This window comes from Arthrobacter silviterrae (genome assembly GCF_011045165.1).
Taxonomy (GTDB): Bacteria; Actinomycetota; Actinomycetes; order Actinomycetales; family Micrococcaceae; genus Specibacter; species Specibacter silviterrae.
In genome coordinates this window covers 77813-97495 of record NZ_JAAKZI010000009.1, presented here as the reverse complement: position 1 = coordinate 97495, position 19683 = coordinate 77813, and the positions used below count along the sequence as shown (strand labels likewise).

Sequence of the window (19683 nt, the reverse complement as noted above, 5' to 3'; positions counted from 1 at the left end):
TCAGGGGAGGTCCCCGGCCGCTCCCAGGGCGATTCCGTCCAGAATATCGTGCTCGCTGGTGGTGGCGGACGCAATCCGCCCCGCGGTGAGGATGGCAAGCCTGCGCAGCACGGTGCGCCAAATGAGCGAGCCGGCGCCAATCACGTCCACCCGGCCGGGGTGCATGAACCCCAGCGCCGCCCGTTCTGCCCGCGTCATTCCCAGCAGCTCACTGGCCGCGAGGTCCACCCTGTCCAGAGGCACGACGGCGGCATGAATCGCCTCACGGTCATAGCTCGCCAACCCGAGGGCCTGGGCCGTGATGGTGGTGACCGTGCCGGCCACGCCGACCACCCTTGTCACGTCGGCCAGGGGCACCCCGGCCAGCACGTCCAGCAGTTTGGCTTCGACGGCGGCCTCCGCTGCCGCAACTTCCGTTTCCGTGGGCGGGTCGCTGCGCAGGTAGCGTTCGGTGAAGCGCACACAGCCCATGTCGGTGCTGGTTGCGGCCTGGACACCGCGCGAATTGCCCACCACAAACTCGGTGCTGCCGCCGCCCAGGTCAACCACCAGGACCAGCTCGTCATCCAGCGCAGGCAGCACGCTCACGGCCCCGGCGAAGGACAGCGCAGCTTCCTCCGCGCCGGAGACCACTTCCGGTTCCACGCCAACACGGGCCTTGATGCCGTCAACGAACACGTCCCGGTTGCCGGCGTCGCGCGTGGCACTCGTGGCCACAAACCGCACCCGCTCCACGTTGTTGGCCCGGATCAGTGCCGCGTAATCCTCCGCGGCGGCGAAGGTGCGCTCCAGTGCCTCGGGCGCCAGCATGCCGGTGGCGTCCACACCCTGGCCCAGCCGCACCACCCGCATTTCCCGGTGCACGTCAGTGAGCGTGGTGGCGCCGCTGGCCGTGGTGACATCGGCAATGAGGAGGCGGATGGAATTCGTTCCGCAGTCGATCGCGGCTACGCGCATGTCTGCAACCTTTGAGTTGGGGTGGATTTTCGGGACGGGCGGGCAGTCAGCCGGCCTGGGCGCCGCCGTCGTTCTTGGCATTGAGGTTCTTCACGTGGCGGCTGAGGTCCCTGCTGGGGACTGCGGCGGAATCGTCCCAGGCGCCGGCGCAGCGGCACTGGTCAGGGGTCCACCAGGGGGCCAGCGCGGCCACCGCCTCGTCGCCGAGGGGGTTGACGCCGGGACCGGCCGCCAGCGCGTGGCCCACCAGCACATGCAGGCACTTGACGCGGGTGGGCATGCCGCCGGCGGAAATGCCGTCGATTTCCGGAACGGGGCCGGTGCCTGCGCGTTCGCCGATTTCCTGGCGGGCGGCAATGTAGGCGTGGTGGGCGGCCAGGTAGGCGGCTGCCAGCTCGGGGTCGCTGTCCAGCCGTTCCGTCATCTCATTCATCAGCCCTGCCGCCTCCAGGCGCGACGCCGCCGCCGTCAGCACCGGATGCGTCAGGTAAAACGTGGTGGGAAACGGGATGCCGTTGCCGAGCCGGGGCGCCGTGGCGGCCACCAGCGGGTTGCCGCACACGCAGCGGGCCGGGATTTCCACCACGTCCCGGACCGGCCGGTTGAGCTGGCGGCTGAGGGTGTCGAGATCGTGTTGCGTGGGCGTGCGCCCGCTTGCGGCGGGGCTGGGCGTTGCGGGCACGGCGGCCTTTCCTTGGGGCTGTTCTGCTGCGGGGTCTCGGTTGGCTGTCCGGGGCCCCTGTGATGTCCGACGGCGGCCCCTTGGCGTCTGGGACTTTCGGGGCTTCCTTGGTTCCTTGGCTTCCGGGGTCACCCCGGGCAACCGGGGTTCACCCCGGGCAACCGGGGTTCACCCCGGGCAACCGGGGTCAAGCTGCCATTTTACCGTGGACGGCGGGCGTCGTGGTGCTATCCCGCGGGCGCTATCCCGTGGGCGCCGTTGCCGGCGCGGTGGCCTTGGGCGCCGGCGTTGCAGCCTTGGGCGTTGCAGCCTTGGGCGATGCAGCCGGGGTGGACACCTTGACCTCCGCCGACTTTTGGACCGAGGCCCACAGCCCGTCCACCCATGGCTGGGTGGTGACAACGGTGGCGTTTTTCGCGGAGGTGGCCGTCCCCGTCGTGGCCGCTGTCCCGTCCGCGCCGGCCAGGCCGTTGGCGCCGTAGACCCAGTAGCCCGTCTCCCCCGGCATCAGCATGCTGACCCTGTCGCGGGCCTGCTGCCGGACGTATTCGGGGTCGTCCCACCGGGCAAGCTCCTGCTGGAAGGCACCCTGCTGCGCCGTCTTGGTGGCGATGTCCTGCTTGAGGGCGGAGATTTCCGATCGCTGCTGCATGAAGGTGTGGATGTTCGGCGCCAGCAGCACTGTCAGGACGGCCATGACCAGACCCACCACCAGCAGCCGCCCGTTGAAGGACCTGGCCGGGACGGGCGTGGCAGCTGCCGCACGGGCGCCGTCGTCGTTCTTGGGGTTGGCGGTCCCGGAACCGGCGGGCACGTGCCCGGCCTTGGGGGCTGTGGGACCGTGGGCTGTGGGGCCGTGACCCGCATGGCCGGGGGCTGTGTGGCCCCTGTCCTTGGCGGCCCCGCCCTTGGCCGGCTTGCCCGCCTGCCCCGGCGCGCCGTTCACCCCGGCATGGAACTGTGCGCTGGGCACTTTGGGACGACGCGTGGCCATGGTTCTCCTGAAACTATCGCGGTTGCCCCGGGCGGGAGGGGCCGACCGGGCCGTTAAACCCGGACGGGCCGGCAACGTGGCTTAGGTGTGTATTCCACCTTAGCCAGTTGCCGGCCCGCCAGCCGCCATTGGCGCGGCCATGGCGCCCGGTGTGCCGGGATTTTGCGCCGTCGGCTGCTGTTTTGGGGCCTGGTGGGGCTATGCCTTGAAGCGCGGGAAGGCGCTGCAGCCGGCGTAGCGGGCAGCGTCCTCGAGGTCCTCTTCGATGCGAAGCAGCTGGTTGTACTTGGCCACGCGCTCGGAGCGGGCCGGCGCGCCGGTCTTGATCTGTCCGGCGTTCGTGGCGACGGCGATGTCCGCAATGGTGGTGTCCTCGGTTTCGCCGGAGCGGTGCGAGGTGATGGTGGTGTAGCCGGCGCGCTGGGCCATGGAAACGGCGTCGAGCGTCTCGGTCAGGGAGCCGATCTGGTTCACCTTCACCAGCAGCGAGTTGGCCGTCTTGGACTCGATGCCGCGGGCCAGGCGCTCCGGGTTGGTGACGAAGAGGTCATCGCCCACGATCTGGACCTTGTCGCCGATGGCGTCGGTCAGGGTCTTCCAGCCCTCCCAGTCGTCCTCATCCAGGGGATCCTCGATGGAGACCAGCGGGTAGTCGCGGACCAGCTCTTCATAGTAGGCGCTCATTTCGGCGGCCGTGAGGGACTTGCCCTCGAACTGGTAGGTGCCGTCCTTGAAGAACTCGGAGGAGGCAACGTCCAGGGCCAGGGCAACGTCCTTGCCTGCCTCGTAGCCGGCGCGCTTGATGGCTTCCAGGATCAGGTCCAGGGCAGCGCGGTTGGAGGGCAGGTTCGGGGCGAAGCCGCCCTCGTCGCCCAGGCCGGTGGAGAGGCCCTTTTCCTGCAGCACGGACTTGAGGTTGTGGTAGACCTCAACGCCCCAGCGCAGGCCTTCGCTGAAGGTGGCCGCGCCCAGCGGGACAACCATGAATTCCTGGATGTCGACGTCGGAATCGGCGTGGGAGCCGCCGTTGAGGATGTTCATCAGCGGCACGGGCAGGACGTGGGCGTTGGGGCCGCCCAGGTAGCGGTACAGCGGCAGGTCCGCGGAGACGGCGGCGGCGCTGGCCACGGCCAGGGAAACGCCCAGGATGGCGTTGGCGCCGAGCTTGCCCTTGTTGGGGGTGCCATCCAGTTCCAGCATCATGGAGTCGATGAGGCGCTGCTCGGTGGCGTCGATGCCCACCAGTTCCGGGGCGATTGCCTCCAGCACGGCCTCGACTGCCTGCAAAACACCCTTGCCCTGGTAGCGGGCCTTGTCGCCGTCGCGGCGCTCCACTGCCTCGAAGGCACCCGTGGATGCGCCGGAGGGGACGCCTGCGCGCCCCACTGAACCGTCAGCCAGGAGCACCTCGACCTCAACGGTCGGGTTTCCCCGGGAATCCAAAATTTCGCGTGCGTGAATGGCTTCAATGAGTGCCACGTATTGCTCCTTTTTTGAGCTTCGAGCGGATATAGGTCGACCTCGCTGTCGGGACAATCCTAACTGCTCGGCGTGATCCGGCCCTCTTTAATACGCCGGCGGCGTCCCTTCACGGGCAATGTTGCGGGGAACCTGCGGGAAGTTGCGGGGAACTTGCACCGATGCTGCAGGTGGAGGCCGCAATCCCTTGCCGGGCGCGTGACTGAATCCCTGTCAATTTGCTGGGAATTACGCTCCAACTCTTGTTCTTTATGAGAATAGCGATATATCGTTAACTATCGGTGAACGGGTTGCCATCACGACACCCGGGCAACCGACGGCCGAACCCCCTGAACGGCCCCATCCCCAAACCATTCCCAAAAAATCAAGGACTTTCCACCATGAATGACATCAACAACCAACAAGACAATGATCCCGCTGGCGGACTGCCGGAGGACGTCGGCGGGCCCGGCTTTGGCGGGCCCGGCTTTGGCGGGCCCGGCTTCGGCGGGCCCGGCTTTGGCGGGCCCGTCTTTGGCGGGCCCGACGCCGGCCACCACGGTCCGCACCACGGCCACCACGGCGATTTCGAGCACCACAGCGCCGAGCACCACGACGACTTCGAGCACCACAGTGCCGAGCACCACAGCGCGCACGATGACGACTGCCCAGACGACGATTCCGGCCACCACCATGGCCCGCATGGCGATTTCCGCCCAGGATTCGGACGGGGCTTCGGCCCGCGCGGCGGAGGTTTCGGCCCCGGCTTCCGGCCTGGTTTCGGCCCGGGCTTCGGCCCGCGCGGAGGCGGCTCCGCTCCCCAGGACGACGACGGCGACTTTGGCCCGCATGGCGACTTTGGCCCGCGCCGCGGTTTTGGCCCCGGTCCGGGCCGCGGATTCGGCCCTGGATTTGGTCCTGGATTCGGTCCCGGACTGGGCGGCTTCGGCCCGGGCTTCAAGGGCGGTTTCGGCCGTGGCGGGCGTGTCCGCAAGGGCAACGTGCGCAGCGCCATCCTTTCGCTGCTTAGCCAGCACAGCTACAACGGCTACAGCATGATCGGCGCCATCGCCACCCACACCGACGGCGCATGGCGTCCCAGCCCCGGATCCATCTATCCAGCCCTGGCCTCATTGCAGGCCGAAGGGCTCATCGAGTCCACCGGCAAGGGCAAGCGGACCGAATTTGAATTGACGGAGGCCGGGCGCACGTACGTGTCCGAGCACCCCGAGGAAATGGCCGCGGTCTGGGCCGACGTCAGCGAGGAAGCCGGTGCGGGCACCGAGTTGCGCCAAAGCATCAGCAAGCTGATGGGTGCAGTGCAGCAGATCGGCTTGGCCGGCACGGAGGAACAGGTGAAGGCCACCACCGAGGCCCTCGACGCCGCCCGCCGCACCATTTACAAGCTGCTCGCAGACTAACCCCGCCGCACGGGCTCCCTACCCCGTCACGTCCCACCGCCACACGGGCACCCCACCCCACCGCCGAACGGACACCCCACCCCACCGCCGAACGGACACTTAACGTGGATGTTTCCCGCAAACATCCACGTTAAGTGCCGGTTGGCGAAGAAATTCCGGGTTCCAAATCCGATTCGAATCGGCAGAGCAGCTCCTGCGAGCTGGACGACGGTTTGCCCGCAGGAGGTGCACCATCGATCCCCGACACCTCTCCATGCCCGCAGGAGCTGCACCATCGATCCCCGACACGGGCCCCTCGTCCGGCATTACCCCCTACGCCCCACGCCGAACGGACACTTAACGTGGATGTTTGCTGCAAACATCCACGTTAGGTGTCCGTTCGACAATGTGGCTTGCTTGGTCCGCCTCGCCGCAGCCTCGCCGCCGCCTCGCCGCCGTCGTGCTTCCCCCCGCTGACCGAGCGGGCTAGGGCTGCTGGAACCTGCGGACAGCCGTCCGCAGTGCCCGCTCCGCATCCAGGCCCTGCGCCCGGGCGGCCCTCACCACGTCGAACAGCAGCTCGCCGAGCTCATCTTCCGTTTGCGGCGGGTCCCCCTGGGCTCGACTGGCCCGGCCATCGGCGCGGCCCTCCACGCGGTCCAGGGTTTCGGCCGCGAGGGAAAGAGCCGGCAGGGACGCCGGGAGCGAGTCAAAAACCGTATGTCCCCGCGGCTTCTCAACCGCCTTGGCCGCCTCGTAGCTTCGTTCAATCTCCGCGATGCTTTCCGGAAAGTGGTCCTGCAGCGACCCGTCCGGGCGGAAAACGTGGCTGTTGCGCCGGACCAGCTTTGCCCGCAGGGTCTCCGCCACGTCGGCCAGGGTGAATCCGCCGGTCTCGGACTGCAGCAGGGAATGGAGCATGACCTGGTACAGCACGTCGCCGAGCTCGCCCTTCAGCGCGTCGGCGTCGAGGGGGCCCGGCGCCTCAACCACGTCCGCCAGCTCATAAGCTTCCTCGATGAGGTAGGCCATGAGAGATTCGTGTGTCAGCGCCGCCGTCCACCTGCAGTGCCGTCGCAGTTGCGCGATGACCTCCGCCAGGCGTTCGACGGCGGCGCCGCCTGCCCCAGTGTCCGTCTTAACCCTCGTCGCCGTCGGACCCGTCGGACCCGTTGCCCTCGGACTCGTCACCGTCGGACCCGGAGCCCTCGGAGCCCTCGTCATCAAACAGATCGTCGTAGCACTCGATGATGTAGTCGGCCAGCTGCTCGCGCGCCTCGATCGGCAGGAACGCGGCGTGCACGGCGTTCAGCGTCAGCTCCAGCATGGTGTCCAGGTCGTAGCCGAAGGTGTCGCGCAGCAGCTCAAACTCGCCCGTCAGCGTCACCCCGCTCATGAGGCGGTTGTCGGTGTTGACCGTGACGTTGAAGCCCAGTTGGTGCAGCAGGTCGATGGGGTGTTCGGAAATCGTGGTGCCAAAGGCGGCAATGGCCCCGGTCTGCAGGTTCGACGACGGGCACAGCTCCAGCGGGATCTGCCGGTCGCGCACCCACTGGGCCAAATCGCCCAAGGTGACCGTGCCGACGTCGTGCCCGTCTTCCTGAACCACGTCCAGGTGGATGTCCTCGGCAATGCGGACGCCGTGGCCCAGGCGCAGCGCGCGGCCGTGGACCAGCGCGTCCTGGATGCTGTCCAGCCCGGCGGCCTCGCCGGCGTGGACGGTGGCGGGGAAGTTGTTCTCGGCCAGGTAGGTGAACGCCTCGGTGAAGCGGGAGGGCAGGAAGCCGTCCTCGGCGCCGGCAATGTCAAAACCAACCACGCCGTTGTCGCGGTGGCGCACGGCCAGCTGCGCGATCTCGGAGCCGCGGTCCGCATGGCGCATGGCGGTGACCAGCTGGCCCACCTCGATGTAGCCGCCGGCCTCGTCGACGTTGTCCATGCCTTCCTCGAGGCCTTGCTGGACGGCCTCAACCACTTCGTCAAGCGTCAGCCCCTTGGTGAGGTGCTGCTCGGGTGCCCAACGCACTTCGCCGTACACCACGCCGTCGTCCGCCAGGTCCTCAACGAACTCGCGGGCCACGCGCACCAGGGCGTCATGGGTCTGCATGACGGCGATGGTGTGGTCAAAGGTCTCGAGGTAGCGCACCAGGGAGCCGGAATCGGCCGACTCCAGGAACCACTTGCGCAGCGCCTCGGGATCGGTTTCCGGCAAAGTGTGGCCCACCTCGGCGGCAAGTTCGATGATCGTGGCGGGCCGCAAGCCGCCGTCCAGGTGGTCATGGAGGGACACCTTGGGCAGGGATTTGATGTCCGCGGCGGGGGCGGAAACAGGGTGCTGGTGCTCAGTTAGGTTAGTCACAGTCACCACTTTAGGGAGGCGGGGCGCTGCGGCGCTACTTCTGGCTGGTTCCGTGCGCTAACGGCGTATCCGCCGCTCCGCCGCCGGGCACCGGTTCCGGCATTGCGCCGGGTATTTCTTCAGGTATTTCTTCAGGCTCTCCGCCATGCACGACGCCGGTCCCTCCCGTTGCGCCGCCGGCCGCCACCGCGCCGTCCCCGGCTTGGGCGGAGACATCGGCGGGTTGCCCCGCGCGTGGCCCGGTTTGGCCCGCGGCGGGTCCAGTTTGGGCGGCGGCGGGCCGGGTTTGGGCGGCGGGTGCCGCACGGCCCGCGGCCTGCACCTGAGCCACCATCTGAGCGGCCACGAGGCCGGGTTCCGCACGGGGGGCCAGCTTGCCGCGCTTTTCCAGCTGGTGGTGCAGGATTTTCATGGCGTGGTCCACGATGAACCCGATCACAATGGCAAAGGCGATGGCGATGCCCACACCCAGGAGCGGATTGTGGTGCACCCAGCGGCCGGCGAACGTCCCAACGGCCACGGAATATCCTGCCCACGTCACCACGGCAATGCCGTCAAGGACCACAAAGCGGCGCCACGGGAAGTGCGTGGCCCCGGCGGTAAAGTTCACGGCTATGCGTCCCACGGGAATGTAGCGGGCCGTGAAGATCAGGATGGCCCCGCGTTTTTCCAGTTCCCGGCCCGCCCACGAAAACGCCTGGGCCCCGCGGGGCCGGCGCATCCACTTGAACCGGGTGGTGCCGAGCTTGTTGCCCATGAAATAGGCAATGTTGTCGCCAATCATGGCGCCTATGGTGGCGCCAAGAATCAGCAGCCAAATGTTGGGGGAACCGGTTCGCAGCGAAATGGAAGCCAATGCCACAATGGCGGTCTCGCTGGGCAGGAAAAGGAAGAAGCCGTCGATCAGGCAAAACAGGCTAACCATGGGGATGACCCACCATTGCGCGGAAGAATGCGCAATGACAAAGTTAATCTGGTTGATGATGTGCAAAAAATCCACCGGGGATGGTTCCTCTCCTCTGGCGGGGTGTCACTCACTAGTTTCCCACGTCCGCACGGTTCCGGGCATCCATCTTCCGGCCTACCTTTTGCCCGCCCCCTCACACCACGGGATGACCCCTCCCCCTCGACGCTCGGTTGCAATCGGGGCACTTTCAGCCAACGCTCCCTCATCGGCTGAGGGAGGGTCGGGGTCAAACGCCCGAAAAGTGAGGGAGGGTCGGCGAAAACACCCCCGATTGCAACCGAGGGTCGGATTAGGCGATGCGGTCGAGGATGAGCTTCGACGCCGGGCGGGAACCCTCCGGGGCGATCGTCACCGCGCCCTCCAGCGCTTCCCGGGCCCGTGCGAACTTCTCCGGGGTGTCCGTCAACAGGGTCATGAGCGGCTCGCCGGCGCGGACCAGCGCACCGAGTTTGGCGTGCATGCGCACACCTGCCCCGGCCTGGACCACGTCCTCCTTGCGGGCGCGCCCGGCACCGAGGCGCCAGGCCGCCACGCCCACCGCCATGGCATCCAGGCCCACCAGGACGCCGTCGGCCGGGGCGTAGACCGTCTCCGACTCGCGGGCCACGGGCAGCGCTGCGTCAGGATCCCCGCCCTGGGCGGAGATCATGCGGCGCCACACATCCATGGCCCGCCCGTCCTTCAGCGCGGCGGCCGGGTCGGCCCCGTGCACGCCGGCGGCCTCCAGCATCGCCTCCGCCAGCTTCACCGTCAGCTCGACCACGTCCTGCGGTCCCCCGCCGGCCAGCACCTCCACGGATTCCTCCACCTCAATGGCGTTCCCGGCCGTCAGGCCCAGGGGCGTGGACATGTCCGTCAGCAGGGCCACCGTGTTCACGCCGGCATCCTTGCCCAGCGCCACCATGGTCCGGGCCAGTTCGCGGGCCATTTCAAGGTCCTTCATGAACGCCCCGGACCCCACCTTCACATCCAGCACCAGCGCACCGGTGCCTTCGGCGATCTTCTTGCTCATGATGGAGGAGGCGATCAGCGGGATGGCCTCCACCGTGCCGGTGACATCCCGGAGCGCATACAGCTTCTTGTCGGCGGGGGCCAGCCCGGCTCCGGCGGCACAGATCACGGCGCCGACCTCGGAGAGCTGGCGCATCATCTCCTCATTGCTGAGGTTGGCACGCCAGCCCGGAATGGATTCCAGCTTGTCCAGCGTGCCGCCCGTGTGGCCCAGCCCGCGGCCCGAGAGCTGCGGGACGGCCACGCCAAACACGGCCACCAGAGGGGCCAGGGGCAGGGTGATCTTGTCCCCCACCCCTCCCGTGGAGTGCTTGTCCGTGGTGGCCATGGCCGCACCGGCCGGGGTGCGCAGGCCGGAGAATTCCATCCGCTCCCCCGAGGCGATCATGGCAGCCGTCCACTGCGAAATCTCGGCCCGGTCCATGCCGTTGAGCAGGATGGCCATGTTCAGGGCCGCCATCTGTTCGTCGGCGATGGTGCCGCGCGTGTAGGCGTCGATGGTCCAGGCGATCTGGTCGGCGCTGAGCGTCCCGCGGTCCCGCTTGGTGCGGATGATGTCGACGGCGTCAAAGGACGGTCCGGCGTATGGTGTGGCACCCATCAGTGGTTCTCCAAGTTCTCCGGGCCGAAGGCGTCCGGCAAGATTTCGTCCATGGTCTTGATCCCGCGGCCTGTCATCAGGACCATGCCGGGGGAACGGAATTCATACAGGAGCTGGCGGCAGCGCCCGCAGGGCATGAGCACGGCGCCGGCCGCATCCACGCAATAAAATGCGCGGATCCGCCCGCCCCCGCCCATCTGCAGGGCGCCAACCATGGTGCATTCGGCGCACAGGGTCAGCCCGTAGCTGGCGTTCTCCACATTGCAGCCGGAGACAATCCGGCCGTCGTCGAGCAGTGCCGCCGCACCGACGGGATATTTTGAATACGGCGAGTAGGACCTGCCCATGGCGGCCGCAGCCGCCTGGCGCAGGGCCTCCCAATCAATGGTTTCCGGGGCGCCGGATGCCCGGCCAGTGGTGTCCATGCCGCTAGCCCTTGACGTACGGTTCGCCGTCGGCCGCGGGTGCGCGGGACTTGCCCACAAACCCGGACACGGCCAGGATGGTCAGCGCGTACGGCAGCATCGCCAGGAACTGTCCGTCAATGGGGGTGCCGGCCAGCGACAGGATGCTTTGCAGGTTGCCTGCCACGCCGAACAGCAGGGCTGCCAGCGCCGCGCCAATGGGGTTCCAGCGGCCGAAGATCAGCGCCGCCAGGGCAATGAAGCCGAGGCCGCCTGTCATGTCCTTGCTGAAGCTGCTCACGGCGACAAGGGTGAAGTAGGCCCCGCCAATGCCGGCCACGGCGCCGCCGGCCAGCACGTTCAGGAAGCGGGTGCGGTTGACGTTGATGCCCACCGTGTCCGCTGCCATGGGGTGTTCGCCCACGGCCCGGATGCGCAGGCCCCAGCGGGTGCGGAACAGCCCGAACCACAGGGCCGCCACCAGGATCAGCATGAAGTAGCCGATGATGGACTGGCGGAACAGGGTGGGCCCAATCACCGGAATCTCGGACAGGAACGGGATGGGCAGGTCGGGCAGCTGCGCGGGCTGGTTGTAGATGGTCACGCCATCCACCTTGATCTTCATGATCTTTTCAAACAGGAAGCCCGTCAGCCCGGACACCAGCACATTGAGCACCACGCCCACAATGATCTGGTTGACCACGTACTTGATGCTGAAGGCGGCCAGCAGGAAGGAGACAAACACGCCCGCCACGGCCGCGGCAAACAGCCCCGCGAACGCGTTGTGGGTGATGGATGAAACCAGCGACGCCGTGAATGCCCCGGCCAGCAGCTGGCCTTCAATGGCGATGTTGATGACCCCGGACCGCTCGCACAGCACGCCGGACAGCGAGCCGAACACCAGCGGGGTGGTGATGAGCATGGCACCGGTGAACAGGCCCACCAGGGTGATGTTCTGGGTCTTGGTGCCGCCGATGATCCACACCATCAGGCCGATGACAAACGCCACGGTGAACGTCATGGTCACCCACTTGGCAATGCGGCCGTCATTCTTCATCTGCCGGTAGGACTGGGCTGCCAGGAGCACGCAGACCACGGCCACGATGATGCCGAAAACCTTGGCCGGCAGCACCAGGTTGGGCACCTGCCAGGCGTCCCCTTCCTGCGAGAGGCGGAAGGTTGCGTGCCCTGACGGGCCCAAAAGGACAAAGACGACGACGGCGAACAGCGCCAGCGCGCCAAACAGGATGGGGGTCTTCCAGCTGCGCACGGCAACGCGATCCACCACCTTCGAGGGCAAGATGTTGGCGGTGACGCTCATGCGCTGGCTCCTTCACGGCGGGCGGCCTTGATCCGGAAGATGGACCGGATCAAGGGCGGGGCGGCGATGAACAGCACGATCAGTGACTGCACCACCGCAACAATGTCAATGGAAACGTCGGCGTTGACGGCCATGCTGGTGCCGCCGGCCTTGAACGCGCCAAACAGCAGGGCGGCGAAGAAGGTGCCCCACGGCTTGGAGCGGCCCAGCAGGGCCACGGTGATGGCGTCAAAGCCGATGCTGCCGGCAATTTCGGAGTCGAGGGACTTCTCCGTGCCGGCAATTTGGGCCACGCCGGCCAGTCCCGCGAGGGCCCCGGAGATCAGCATGACGGTGATGTAGCCGCGGGAGACCAGCATGCCGGCGGTCCGGGCGGCCTTAGGGTTGGCGCCGATGGCCCGGTATTCAAAGCCCAGCGTGGAGCGGTTCAGCAGCCAGCCCACACCAATGACGGCCAGGATGGCCACGATCAGCCCCGCATGGACGCGGAAGTTGGGGCCCAGCAGCAACGGGAACATGGCGTTCGCGTCCATCTGCGGGCTGATCGGGTTGGTGCTGGTGGGGTCCTTGAGCTGGTTTTTCAGCAGGTAGAGGACCAGGGAAATGGCAATGTAGTTGAGCATGATCGTCACGATCACCTCGTGTGCACCGGTCTTCGCCTTCAGGAACCCGGCAATGCCGCCCCAGATGGCGCCTCCAATGGCACCGGCCAGGATGACCGCCAGCAGGTGGATGACGGGGGGCAGGTGCATGCCGAAGCCCACGGCGCCGGCAAATGCGGCTCCGAGGATGATCTGGCCCTGCGCACCAATGTTGAACAGCCCGGCCCGGAATGCCAAAGTGACGGCGAGGCCGGAGAGGATGAGCGGGGTGGCGAAGGTCAGCGTCTCAAAAATGCCCAGCTGGCCCTGCCAGGTGCGGGCCGTGGGGTCGTAGGTGGCCCCGCGCCACAGGGCGCCGTAGGCCTCGGAGACCGAGGACCAGATGGCGGAGAACGTGGCGCCCGGGTCGGCAAAGAAATAGCCCGACGCCGTGCTGACGCGCGGATCCGTGACGGCGATCAGGATGCCGCCAATCACCAGTGCGACGACGACGGCCAGCACGGAGATGACGGCGTTGCCGCTCATGATTTCCCGCACCACCTGGGAGCCCTGGCTTTCCTTGACCGGGGGCGTGGGGTCCTTGACTTTCTGCGTCTCACTCATGAGCGCTCTCCTTCAGTGGTTCCGGCGGTGCCGGCGGGCGTGGTTCCGGCGGTGCCGGCGACGGTGCCGTCCAGCTGGGCCCGGGCCTCGTCGGCGGGCAGCCCGGCCATCATCAGGCCCAGCAGCTCGCGGCTGGATTTTCCGGGGACAATGCCCATGAGCTTGCCGGCAAACAGCACGGCAATGCGGTCCCCGAGTTCCAGGACCTCGTCCAGTTCGGTCGAGACGATGATCACCGGCGTGCCGGCGTCGCGCTCGGCAACGATCCGCTTGTGCAGGAACTCAATGGAGCCCACATCCACGCCGCGGGTGGGCTGGGAGGCGATGAACAGCTTCAGCGGCCTGGCCAGTTCGCGGGCCAGCACCACCTTTTGCTGGTTTCCGCCGGAAAGGGTGTCGGCGGCGTCCTGGGAGGACTGGGTGCGGACGTCGAATTCGGCCACCTTGGCCTCGGCGTTTTTGGCGATGACGGCACGGTTCATGGAGCCGAACTTCGAGTACGGCTCCTTCTTGTACAGGTCAAGGACCAGGTTTTCGGCAATGGAGAACTCCCCCACCAGGCCGTCGTCCTGCCTGTCCTCGGGGACGAATCCCACGCCGGCGTCAAGCACCTGCCGGACGCTGCGGCCCACCAGTTCATTCCCGTCCAGCACAATGGAGCCCTGGACGTGCTTGTGCAGGCCCAGCACGGCCTCGGTCAGTTCGGTCTGGCCGTTGCCCTGGACACCGGCGACGGCGAGAATCTCGCCGTCGGCGACGGAGAAGGTGACGTCGTCGAGAAGCCGCTGGCCGGCGTCGTTCATGACAGTGAGGTTGGTGACCTTGAAGGTGACCGGGCCCGGTTCGGCGTCGGCCTTGTCCAGGGTCAGGCTGACGGAGCGGCCCACCATCATGGAGGCCAGCTCGGTGGTGGCGGCGGAGGGGTCGGCGCTGCCCACCACCTTGCCGCGGCGGATCACCGTGATGGTGTCGGAGACGGCCTTGACCTCGCGCAGCTTGTGGGAGATGAACACGATGGACGTGCCGCCGGCCTTGAGCTGGCGCATGATGTCCATGAGTTCGTCGGTTTCCTGCGGGGTGAGCACGGCCGTGGGCTCGTCGAGGATGAGGATTTTGGCGTTGCGGACCAGCGCCTTGATGATTTCCACGCGCTGCTGGACGCCCACGGGGAGTTCCTCCACGAGCGCGTCGGGGTCCACATCGAAGCCGAAGCGGGCGGAGATCTCGCGGATCTTCCGGCGGGTCTCCTCCAGGTTGAGGATGCCGCCCGGGCCGGTGGATTCGGCACCCAGGGCCACATTTTCCGCCACCGTGAACACGGGGACCAGCATGAAGTGCTGGTGGACCATGCCGATGCCGGCGGCCATGGCGTCCGCCGGGCCGGAGAACTTCACTGTTTTGTCATCGACAAGGATTTCCCCTGCCGTGGGTTCATACAGGCCATACAGGACGTTCATGAGGGTGGATTTGCCGGCGCCGTTTTCGCCCAGGAGGCTGTGAATCTCACCCGATTCGACCACCAGGTCAATGTGGTCGTTCGCTATCAAGGCACCAAAGCTTTTGGTGATGCCCTTGAGTTCAAGTTTCAAGGTTGTTGCCTTATCTTGTGTGAAAGTTGTGCAGAAGTTTGCGCCCAAGTGACTGTGCGCCGCACCGACAGCCAAAGCTGTCGGTACGGCGCAACAGTGCAGGGAGTGTGCGTGTCCTACTTGGGGCTGGACTTCGACTCCACCTTGATGGAGCCGTCGATGATGCCCTTCTTGATGGTGTCGAGCTGGGTCTTGGTGGCCGCGCTGACGGCCGAATCCAGGTCGTGGAACGGGGCCATGGCCACGCCGCCGTTGTCCAGGGTGCCGATGTACGGGGTGGCCGAGTACTTGCCGGCGAGGTCGTCCTTGACGATGGTCTCCACGGCGTCGCCCATGGTCTTAATGACGGAGGTCAGCAGGATGGACTTGTACGTGGGGGCGGTCAGGTAGCCGTCGGAGTCAACCCAGACCAGCTTGACGTCCTTGCCGGTCTTGTTGGCGGCCAGGATGGCATCGCCGGCACCCTTGCCGAGCGGGCCGGCAACAGGCATGACCACGTCGGCGCCGTCGCCGATCAGGTTGTTGGTGGCCTTGGTGCCTTCCTGGATGATGTCGAAGGTGTTGGCGAACAGGCCCTGCTGGGTGGCCACGTTCCAGCCCAGCACCTGGACGTTCTTGGACTGCTGCTTGTTGTAGTACGCCACGCCTTCGGCGAAGCCGTCCATGAAGATGGTGACCGTGGGGATGTTGATGCCGCCGAAGGTGCCAACCTTGCCGGTCTTGGAGACCGAGGCGGCCGTGTAGCCGGCCAGGAAGGCGGCCTGCGCCGTGTCGTAGACGACCGGCTTGACGTTGGGCAGCTTGATGGAGTTGTCATCGATGATGGCAAAGTGCAGCTTGGGGTCGGCCGTGGCCACCTTCTTGGTGGCATCCGCGAGCAGGAAGCCGACGGTGAACGTCAGGTTGCAGCCTGCGTTGGCCATCTGGTTCAGGTTCGGCTCGAAGTCCGCCTTGGTGGTGGACTGGGCTTCCTTCATCTTGATGCCCGTGTCCGTGACGGTCTTCTTCAGGCCCTCGTAGGAGGACTGGTTGAAGGACTGGTCGTCGAATCCGCCGGAGTCGGAAACGATGCAGCCCAGGTAGTTGGCTGCTGCGGCGTTGCCGCTGGTGCTTCCACCGCCGCCGGCGGGTGCCGGGGCCTGTCCGCAACCGGTGAGCAGGAGCGCCATTGCTCCCAGGGCCACAGTCCCGACGGTGGCCCCGCGCTTAAACGTGCCCGTAATAATTGTTTTCAAAATTCCTCCATAAGGTGTTAAATTGCGCGCGGACACCCCCGTTCCGAATGCGCAGTGTTAGACAACACACTAATGGCAGTTGCTACCAGCCGGTAGCCCCGGTGCGGATGCACCGGGGCATCGTTGGGGAACCGTTATCAAGCTGTGCCCTTAGGGCAGCGTCACGACCATCTTTCCGGTGTTTGCCCCGCGCATCAGTTCGATGAATGCCTGCGGTGCATTTTCCAGCCCTTCGACCACGGTTTCATCCGCCTGGACGGTTCCGTCGGCCAGCCAGCCGGCCATTTTTTGGGCGAATTCCCCGGCCAGGTCCTGGTGGGCGCCCACCAGGAAGCCGCGCAGTGTGAGCTGTTTGCCAATGGCCGTGGCCAGGTTCCGCGGCGCGGAAGGGGCCTCCGTGCTGTTGTAGACGGAGATGGCCCCGCACATGGCGATCCGGCCGAAGGGGTTCATCACGGCGATCGCCGCCTCCAGCTGCTCGCCGCCCACGTTGTCGAAGTAGACGTCAATCCCAGAGCCTTCCCCCAGGATCCCGCGGAGCTTCTGCTTGGCCGGGCCGTCGTGGTAGTTGAATGCCGCGTCAAAGCCGAGCTCCAGCAGGTGCGCCACCTTCTCCGCCGAGCCGGCGCTGCCGATCACGCGGGCAGCGCCCAGCGCCTTCGCCACCTGGCCCACCATGGACCCCACGGCCCCCGCCGCGCCGGACACAAACACCGTGTCCCCGGGTTTGAAGGCGGCCACCCGCGTCAGGCCGGCGTAAGCCGTCAGCCCCGTCATGCCCAGCGCGCCCAGGTAGGCCGAGGGCGCGGCCAGCGAAGGATCCACCTTCTTGCTGGACGTGGCAGGCAGCACGGCATAGTCCCTCCAGCCCAGGCCATGGACGACGACGTCGCCCTCCTTGCGCTCAGCGCTCCTGGACGCGACCACCTCACCCACGGCGCCGCCGTCGAGCGCGGCATCAAGGGCGAAGGGGGCGCGGTAGGACTTGACGTCATTCATGCGCCCGCGCATGTACGGATCCACGCTCATGGCCAGGTTGCGGACCAGAATTTCCCCGTCGGCCAGTTCGGGCAGCTGCACCTCGGTGAGGCGGAAATTTTCGGGGACGGGCCAGCCCACGGGCCGTGATGCGAGCTGGATTTCGCGGGAGGTCAGGGCGCTCATGCGGCGGCTTCTTCCGTGGCCAGGGACAGCTGGACGTCAACGTTGCCGCGCGTGGCGTTGGAGTAGGGGCACACCTGGTGGGCCTTCTCAATCAGTTCTTCAGCCTCCGCGGCACCGAGTTCGGGCAGCGAAACCTCCAGGCGCACGGCGATGCCGAAGGCACCGTTGCCGATGGCACCGAGGTCCACCTCGGCACGGACGGAGGAGCCGGTCACGTCGGCCTTGGTGCGGCGGGCCACCAGGCGCAGGGCGGAGTGGAAGCAGGCGGCGTAGCCGGCCGCAAAGAGCTGCTCGGGGTTGGTGCCGTTGCCTGCGCCGCCCATTTCGGCGGGCGAGGCGAGATCCACGGCGAGCTTGCCGTCGTCGGTGCGGGCCTGGCCGTCGCGGCCGTCCCCGGTGGCAAGTGCGCGGGCTGTGTAAAGGGTTTTCATGAAGGGTCCTTTGGGGTTGGCTTATTGGGCGTTTGCGTGCAGGGCACCGGTGACCTTGGCCAGGGTGAGGTTCAGCTGCTCGAGCTCGTCGGGGCTCAGGCCTGCCGCTGCGGCGATCCGGGCGGGGACGGCTGCGGCCTGCTCCCTCAGCCCGGCACCGCGGGGGGTGAGGTGGACGGCCACCTTCCGTTCGTCGTCGGGCTGGCGGCGGCGCTCCACGAACCCGGAGGCCTCCATCCGTTTCAGCAGCGGGGACAGGGTGCCTGAATCCAGGTCCAGCTCCTCCCCCAGCTCGCGGACGGAGGCGCCGTCGCGTTCCCAGAGCAACAGCATGACCAGGTACTGCGGGTAGGTCAGGCCCATCGATTCGAGCATGGGCCGGTACACGGCAGTGGCGGCGCGGGAGGCTGCATAGAGCGAAAAGCAGACCTGGTGCTTAAGAGTGGATCGTTCGGGCATGAAACGAGCGTAACTCAATTTTAGGTTGTGCACAACTTAATTGCCCACACCTTATCTGCTTCCACCTCCGTTGAGGTTGGAGATAACCACCGACCGGGGTTGGTGGTTATCTCCAACCTCAACGAATTGACCCGTGGTTATCTCCAACCTCAACGAGGGGGTGGGTGGGGGCGGGCTTCAGGTGTTGGCGGTGCGGAGAGTGCGCAGGGCCGCCGCGCACAGGACCCGGATGCCTACCGACAGGGCCCTCTCGTCCACGATGTAGTCGCCGCGGTGGAGGTCGAACTCCTCGCCGCCGGGAACGTGGGTGCCCAGGCGCATGAGGGAGCCGGGCACGCCCTGCAGGAACCAGGCAAAGTCCTCCCCGCCCATGGACTGCGGCGCCAGGACCACGGAATCCTCGCCCAATTCGGCCCGGGCGGACGCTTCAATGAGTGCCGTTTCGTGCTCCGAGTTCACCACGGGCGGCACCCCGCGGGTGTGCTCCAGGTGAACCTCGACGCCGTACGGGGCCGCCACCTGCTGCACCACCTCATCCAGCAGTTCGCCCGCGGCGTGCCAGGCTTCGCGGTCGAGGCAGCGCATGGTCCCGCTCATGACGCCGTGGCCCGGGATGGCGTTGGGCGCCGAGCCGGCGTTGATCTGGCCCCACACCATGGACACGCCGCTGCGCACGTCCACGCGGCGGGAGAGCACGGCCGGGACGTTGATGGCGATCTGCGCCAGGGCAAACACCAGGTCCTCGGTCAGGTGCGGGCGGGAGCTGTGTCCCCCGCGCCCGGTCAGCTCAATCTTGATGGTGTCCGAGGCGCTTGTGATGGGGCCGATGCGGGTGCCGATCTTGCCCACCTCGATGCGGGGGTCGCAGTGCAGCGCCATGATGCGTGGGACGCCGTCGAGCGCGCCCTGGTCGATGCAGGCCAGCGCGCCGCCGGGCAGGGTCTCCTCGGCAGGCTGGAAAATGATGCGGACGGTGCCGCCCAGCGGGCTGGACTGGTGCATCTTGGCCAGGACCAGGGCAATGCCCAACATGGTGGCGGTGTGAAAGTCGTGGCCGCAGCCGTGGGTCACGCCGTGGTTGCGGGAGGCGTACGGGAGCCCGGTCTCCTCCACAATGGCGAGGGCGTCAATGTCCCCGCGCAACGCCGTCGTAATGGGGCCCTCCCCCACATCGACGATGACGCCGGTGCCGTCCAGCCTGCGCGGGGAAAGCCCGGCGGCCAGGAGGCGGTCGTAAATCCTGGCGGTGGTCCGGTGCTCCTGGAAGGACAATTCCGGGTGGGCGTGCAGGTCGCGCCGAAACTCGATGACCTCATCGATCAGGGGCTCCACCCAAGGGCCCACCAGCTCAGTTGGTTCTGTTTCCAGCGAGTAATTGCGCACAGTCAAACTCTAACCACCCCGCCGCGCAGGGGCGGCATTGCGCACGCCGCATTACCGCGGGTT

At 67.0% G+C, this 19683-nt stretch carries 18 protein-coding genes; 1 reads left to right on the top strand and 17 read right to left on the bottom strand.

Features of this window, described 5'->3' with window-relative positions; genetic code table 11:
- The 4 genes from G6N77_RS07395 to eno all read right to left on the bottom strand — a co-directional run bounded on the left by G6N77_RS07395 (position 1) and on the right by eno (position 4112).
- The gene (locus G6N77_RS07395) at positions 1-957 is read right to left on the bottom strand and encodes a Ppx/GppA phosphatase family protein (RefSeq protein ID WP_165181388.1); all 957 of its coding nucleotides are present in this window, start codon (positions 955-957) and stop codon (positions 1-3) included.
- Between the two features lie 46 nt (positions 958-1003).
- Positions 1004-1639, bottom strand: a complete 636-nt coding sequence (locus G6N77_RS07390) for a DUF501 domain-containing protein (protein WP_165181387.1) — start codon at positions 1637-1639, stop codon at positions 1004-1006.
- Positions 1640-1880: 241 nt separating this feature from the next.
- Entirely contained in the window at positions 1881-2633 is a 753-nt protein-coding gene (locus G6N77_RS07385; protein ID WP_165181386.1) for a septum formation initiator family protein, read from the bottom strand.
- A gap of 198 nt (positions 2634-2831) precedes the next feature.
- A complete protein-coding gene (gene eno / locus G6N77_RS07380; protein ID WP_165181385.1) occupies positions 2832-4112 on the bottom strand; it encodes a phosphopyruvate hydratase in 1281 nt (426 codons plus the stop codon).
- 380 nt (positions 4113-4492) lie between these two features.
- Between eno and G6N77_RS19800 the strand changes: the two genes are divergently transcribed.
- On the top strand, positions 4493-5512 hold the full coding sequence (locus tag G6N77_RS19800; RefSeq protein ID WP_240901759.1) for a PadR family transcriptional regulator: 1020 nt from the start codon (positions 4493-4495) through the stop codon (positions 5510-5512).
- Positions 5513-5977: 465 nt separating this feature from the next.
- Here the strand turns inward: G6N77_RS19800 and G6N77_RS07370 are convergent, their stop codons facing one another.
- The 13 genes from G6N77_RS07370 to G6N77_RS07310 all read right to left on the bottom strand — a co-directional run bounded on the left by G6N77_RS07370 (position 5978) and on the right by G6N77_RS07310 (position 19620).
- A complete protein-coding gene (locus G6N77_RS07370) occupies positions 5978-6682 on the bottom strand; it encodes a MazG nucleotide pyrophosphohydrolase domain-containing protein (protein WP_370875243.1) in 705 nt (234 codons plus the stop codon).
- Positions 6630-7850 (bottom strand): adenosine deaminase, encoded by a 1221-nt coding sequence (locus tag G6N77_RS07365; RefSeq protein WP_165181383.1) that lies wholly within the window; start codon positions 7848-7850, stop codon positions 6630-6632. Before G6N77_RS07365 ends, G6N77_RS07370 begins: the two co-directional genes overlap by 53 nt.
- 34 nt (positions 7851-7884) lie before the next feature.
- Positions 7885-8775 carry a DedA family protein gene (locus G6N77_RS07360; RefSeq protein ID WP_165181382.1) on the bottom strand — a complete coding sequence of 297 codons (891 nt, stop codon included), beginning with the start codon at positions 8773-8775 and terminating at the stop codon, positions 7885-7887.
- Between the two features lie 331 nt (positions 8776-9106).
- Positions 9107-10429, bottom strand: coding sequence for a thymidine phosphorylase (locus tag G6N77_RS07355; RefSeq protein WP_165181381.1), 1323 nt, complete (start codon positions 10427-10429; stop codon positions 9107-9109).
- Complete coding sequence (locus G6N77_RS07350; protein ID WP_165181380.1) at positions 10429-10854, bottom strand: cytidine deaminase; 426 nt, start codon at positions 10852-10854, stop codon at positions 10429-10431. Before G6N77_RS07350 ends, G6N77_RS07355 begins: the two co-directional genes overlap by 1 nt.
- Positions 10855-10858: 4 nt before the next feature.
- Entirely contained in the window at positions 10859-12154 is a 1296-nt protein-coding gene (locus tag G6N77_RS07345; protein WP_165181379.1) for an ABC transporter permease, read from the bottom strand.
- Positions 12151-13359: an ABC transporter permease gene (locus G6N77_RS07340; protein WP_165181378.1), complete on the bottom strand. Its 1209-nt coding sequence runs from the start codon at positions 13357-13359 to the stop codon at positions 12151-12153. The genes G6N77_RS07345 and G6N77_RS07340 overlap by 4 nt, the downstream gene beginning before the upstream one ends.
- Complete coding sequence (locus G6N77_RS07335; protein ID WP_165181377.1) at positions 13356-14948, bottom strand: ABC transporter ATP-binding protein; 1593 nt, start codon at positions 14946-14948, stop codon at positions 13356-13358. Before G6N77_RS07335 ends, G6N77_RS07340 begins: the two co-directional genes overlap by 4 nt.
- Positions 14949-15064: 116 nt before the next feature.
- Positions 15065-16183, bottom strand: coding sequence for a BMP family lipoprotein (locus G6N77_RS07330; RefSeq protein ID WP_370875242.1), 1119 nt, complete (start codon positions 16181-16183; stop codon positions 15065-15067).
- A gap of 150 nt (positions 16184-16333) precedes the next feature.
- Positions 16334-17347, bottom strand: a complete 1014-nt coding sequence (locus G6N77_RS07325; RefSeq protein ID WP_165181375.1) for an NADP-dependent oxidoreductase — start codon at positions 17345-17347, stop codon at positions 16334-16336.
- Positions 17344-17778, bottom strand: coding sequence for an organic hydroperoxide resistance protein (locus tag G6N77_RS07320; RefSeq protein ID WP_165181374.1), 435 nt, complete (start codon positions 17776-17778; stop codon positions 17344-17346). Before G6N77_RS07320 ends, G6N77_RS07325 begins: the two co-directional genes overlap by 4 nt.
- A 21-nt stretch (positions 17779-17799) precedes the next feature.
- A complete protein-coding gene (locus tag G6N77_RS07315; protein WP_165181373.1) occupies positions 17800-18237 on the bottom strand; it encodes a MarR family winged helix-turn-helix transcriptional regulator in 438 nt (145 codons plus the stop codon).
- Between the two features lie 177 nt (positions 18238-18414).
- Positions 18415-19620: an amidohydrolase gene (locus G6N77_RS07310; RefSeq protein ID WP_165181372.1), complete on the bottom strand. Its 1206-nt coding sequence runs from the start codon at positions 19618-19620 to the stop codon at positions 18415-18417.
- Positions 19621-19683 lie beyond the last annotated feature (63 nt).

Bases quoted from the DNA above. Each gene is read 5' to 3' on its own strand.
- G6N77_RS07325 (WP_165181375.1), bottom strand. From the start codon at position 17,347: ATGAGCGCCCTGACCTCCCGCGAAATCCAGCTCGCATCACGGCCCGTG.
- G6N77_RS07395 (WP_165181388.1), bottom strand. From the start codon at position 957: ATGCGCGTAGCCGCGATCGACTGCGGAACGAATTCCATCCGCCTCCTC.
- G6N77_RS07320 (WP_165181374.1), bottom strand. From the start codon at position 17,778: ATGAAAACCCTTTACACAGCCCGCGCACTTGCCACCGGGGACGGCCGC.
- G6N77_RS07345 (WP_165181379.1), bottom strand. From the start codon at position 12,154: ATGAGCGTCACCGCCAACATCTTGCCCTCGAAGGTGGTGGATCGCGTT.
- G6N77_RS07355 (WP_165181381.1), bottom strand. From the start codon at position 10,429: ATGGGTGCCACACCATACGCCGGACCGTCCTTTGACGCCGTCGACATC.
- G6N77_RS07385 (WP_165181386.1), bottom strand. From the start codon at position 2,633: ATGGCCACGCGTCGTCCCAAAGTGCCCAGCGCACAGTTCCATGCCGGG.
- G6N77_RS07360 (WP_165181382.1), bottom strand. From the start codon at position 8,775: ATGGTTAGCCTGTTTTGCCTGATCGACGGCTTCTTCCTTTTCCTGCCC.
- G6N77_RS19800 (WP_240901759.1), top strand. From the start codon at position 4,493: ATGAATGACATCAACAACCAACAAGACAATGATCCCGCTGGCGGACTG.
- G6N77_RS07315 (WP_165181373.1), bottom strand. From the start codon at position 18,237: ATGCCCGAACGATCCACTCTTAAGCACCAGGTCTGCTTTTCGCTCTAT.
- G6N77_RS07350 (WP_165181380.1), bottom strand. From the start codon at position 10,854: ATGGACACCACTGGCCGGGCATCCGGCGCCCCGGAAACCATTGATTGG.
- G6N77_RS07340 (WP_165181378.1), bottom strand. From the start codon at position 13,359: ATGAGTGAGACGCAGAAAGTCAAGGACCCCACGCCCCCGGTCAAGGAA.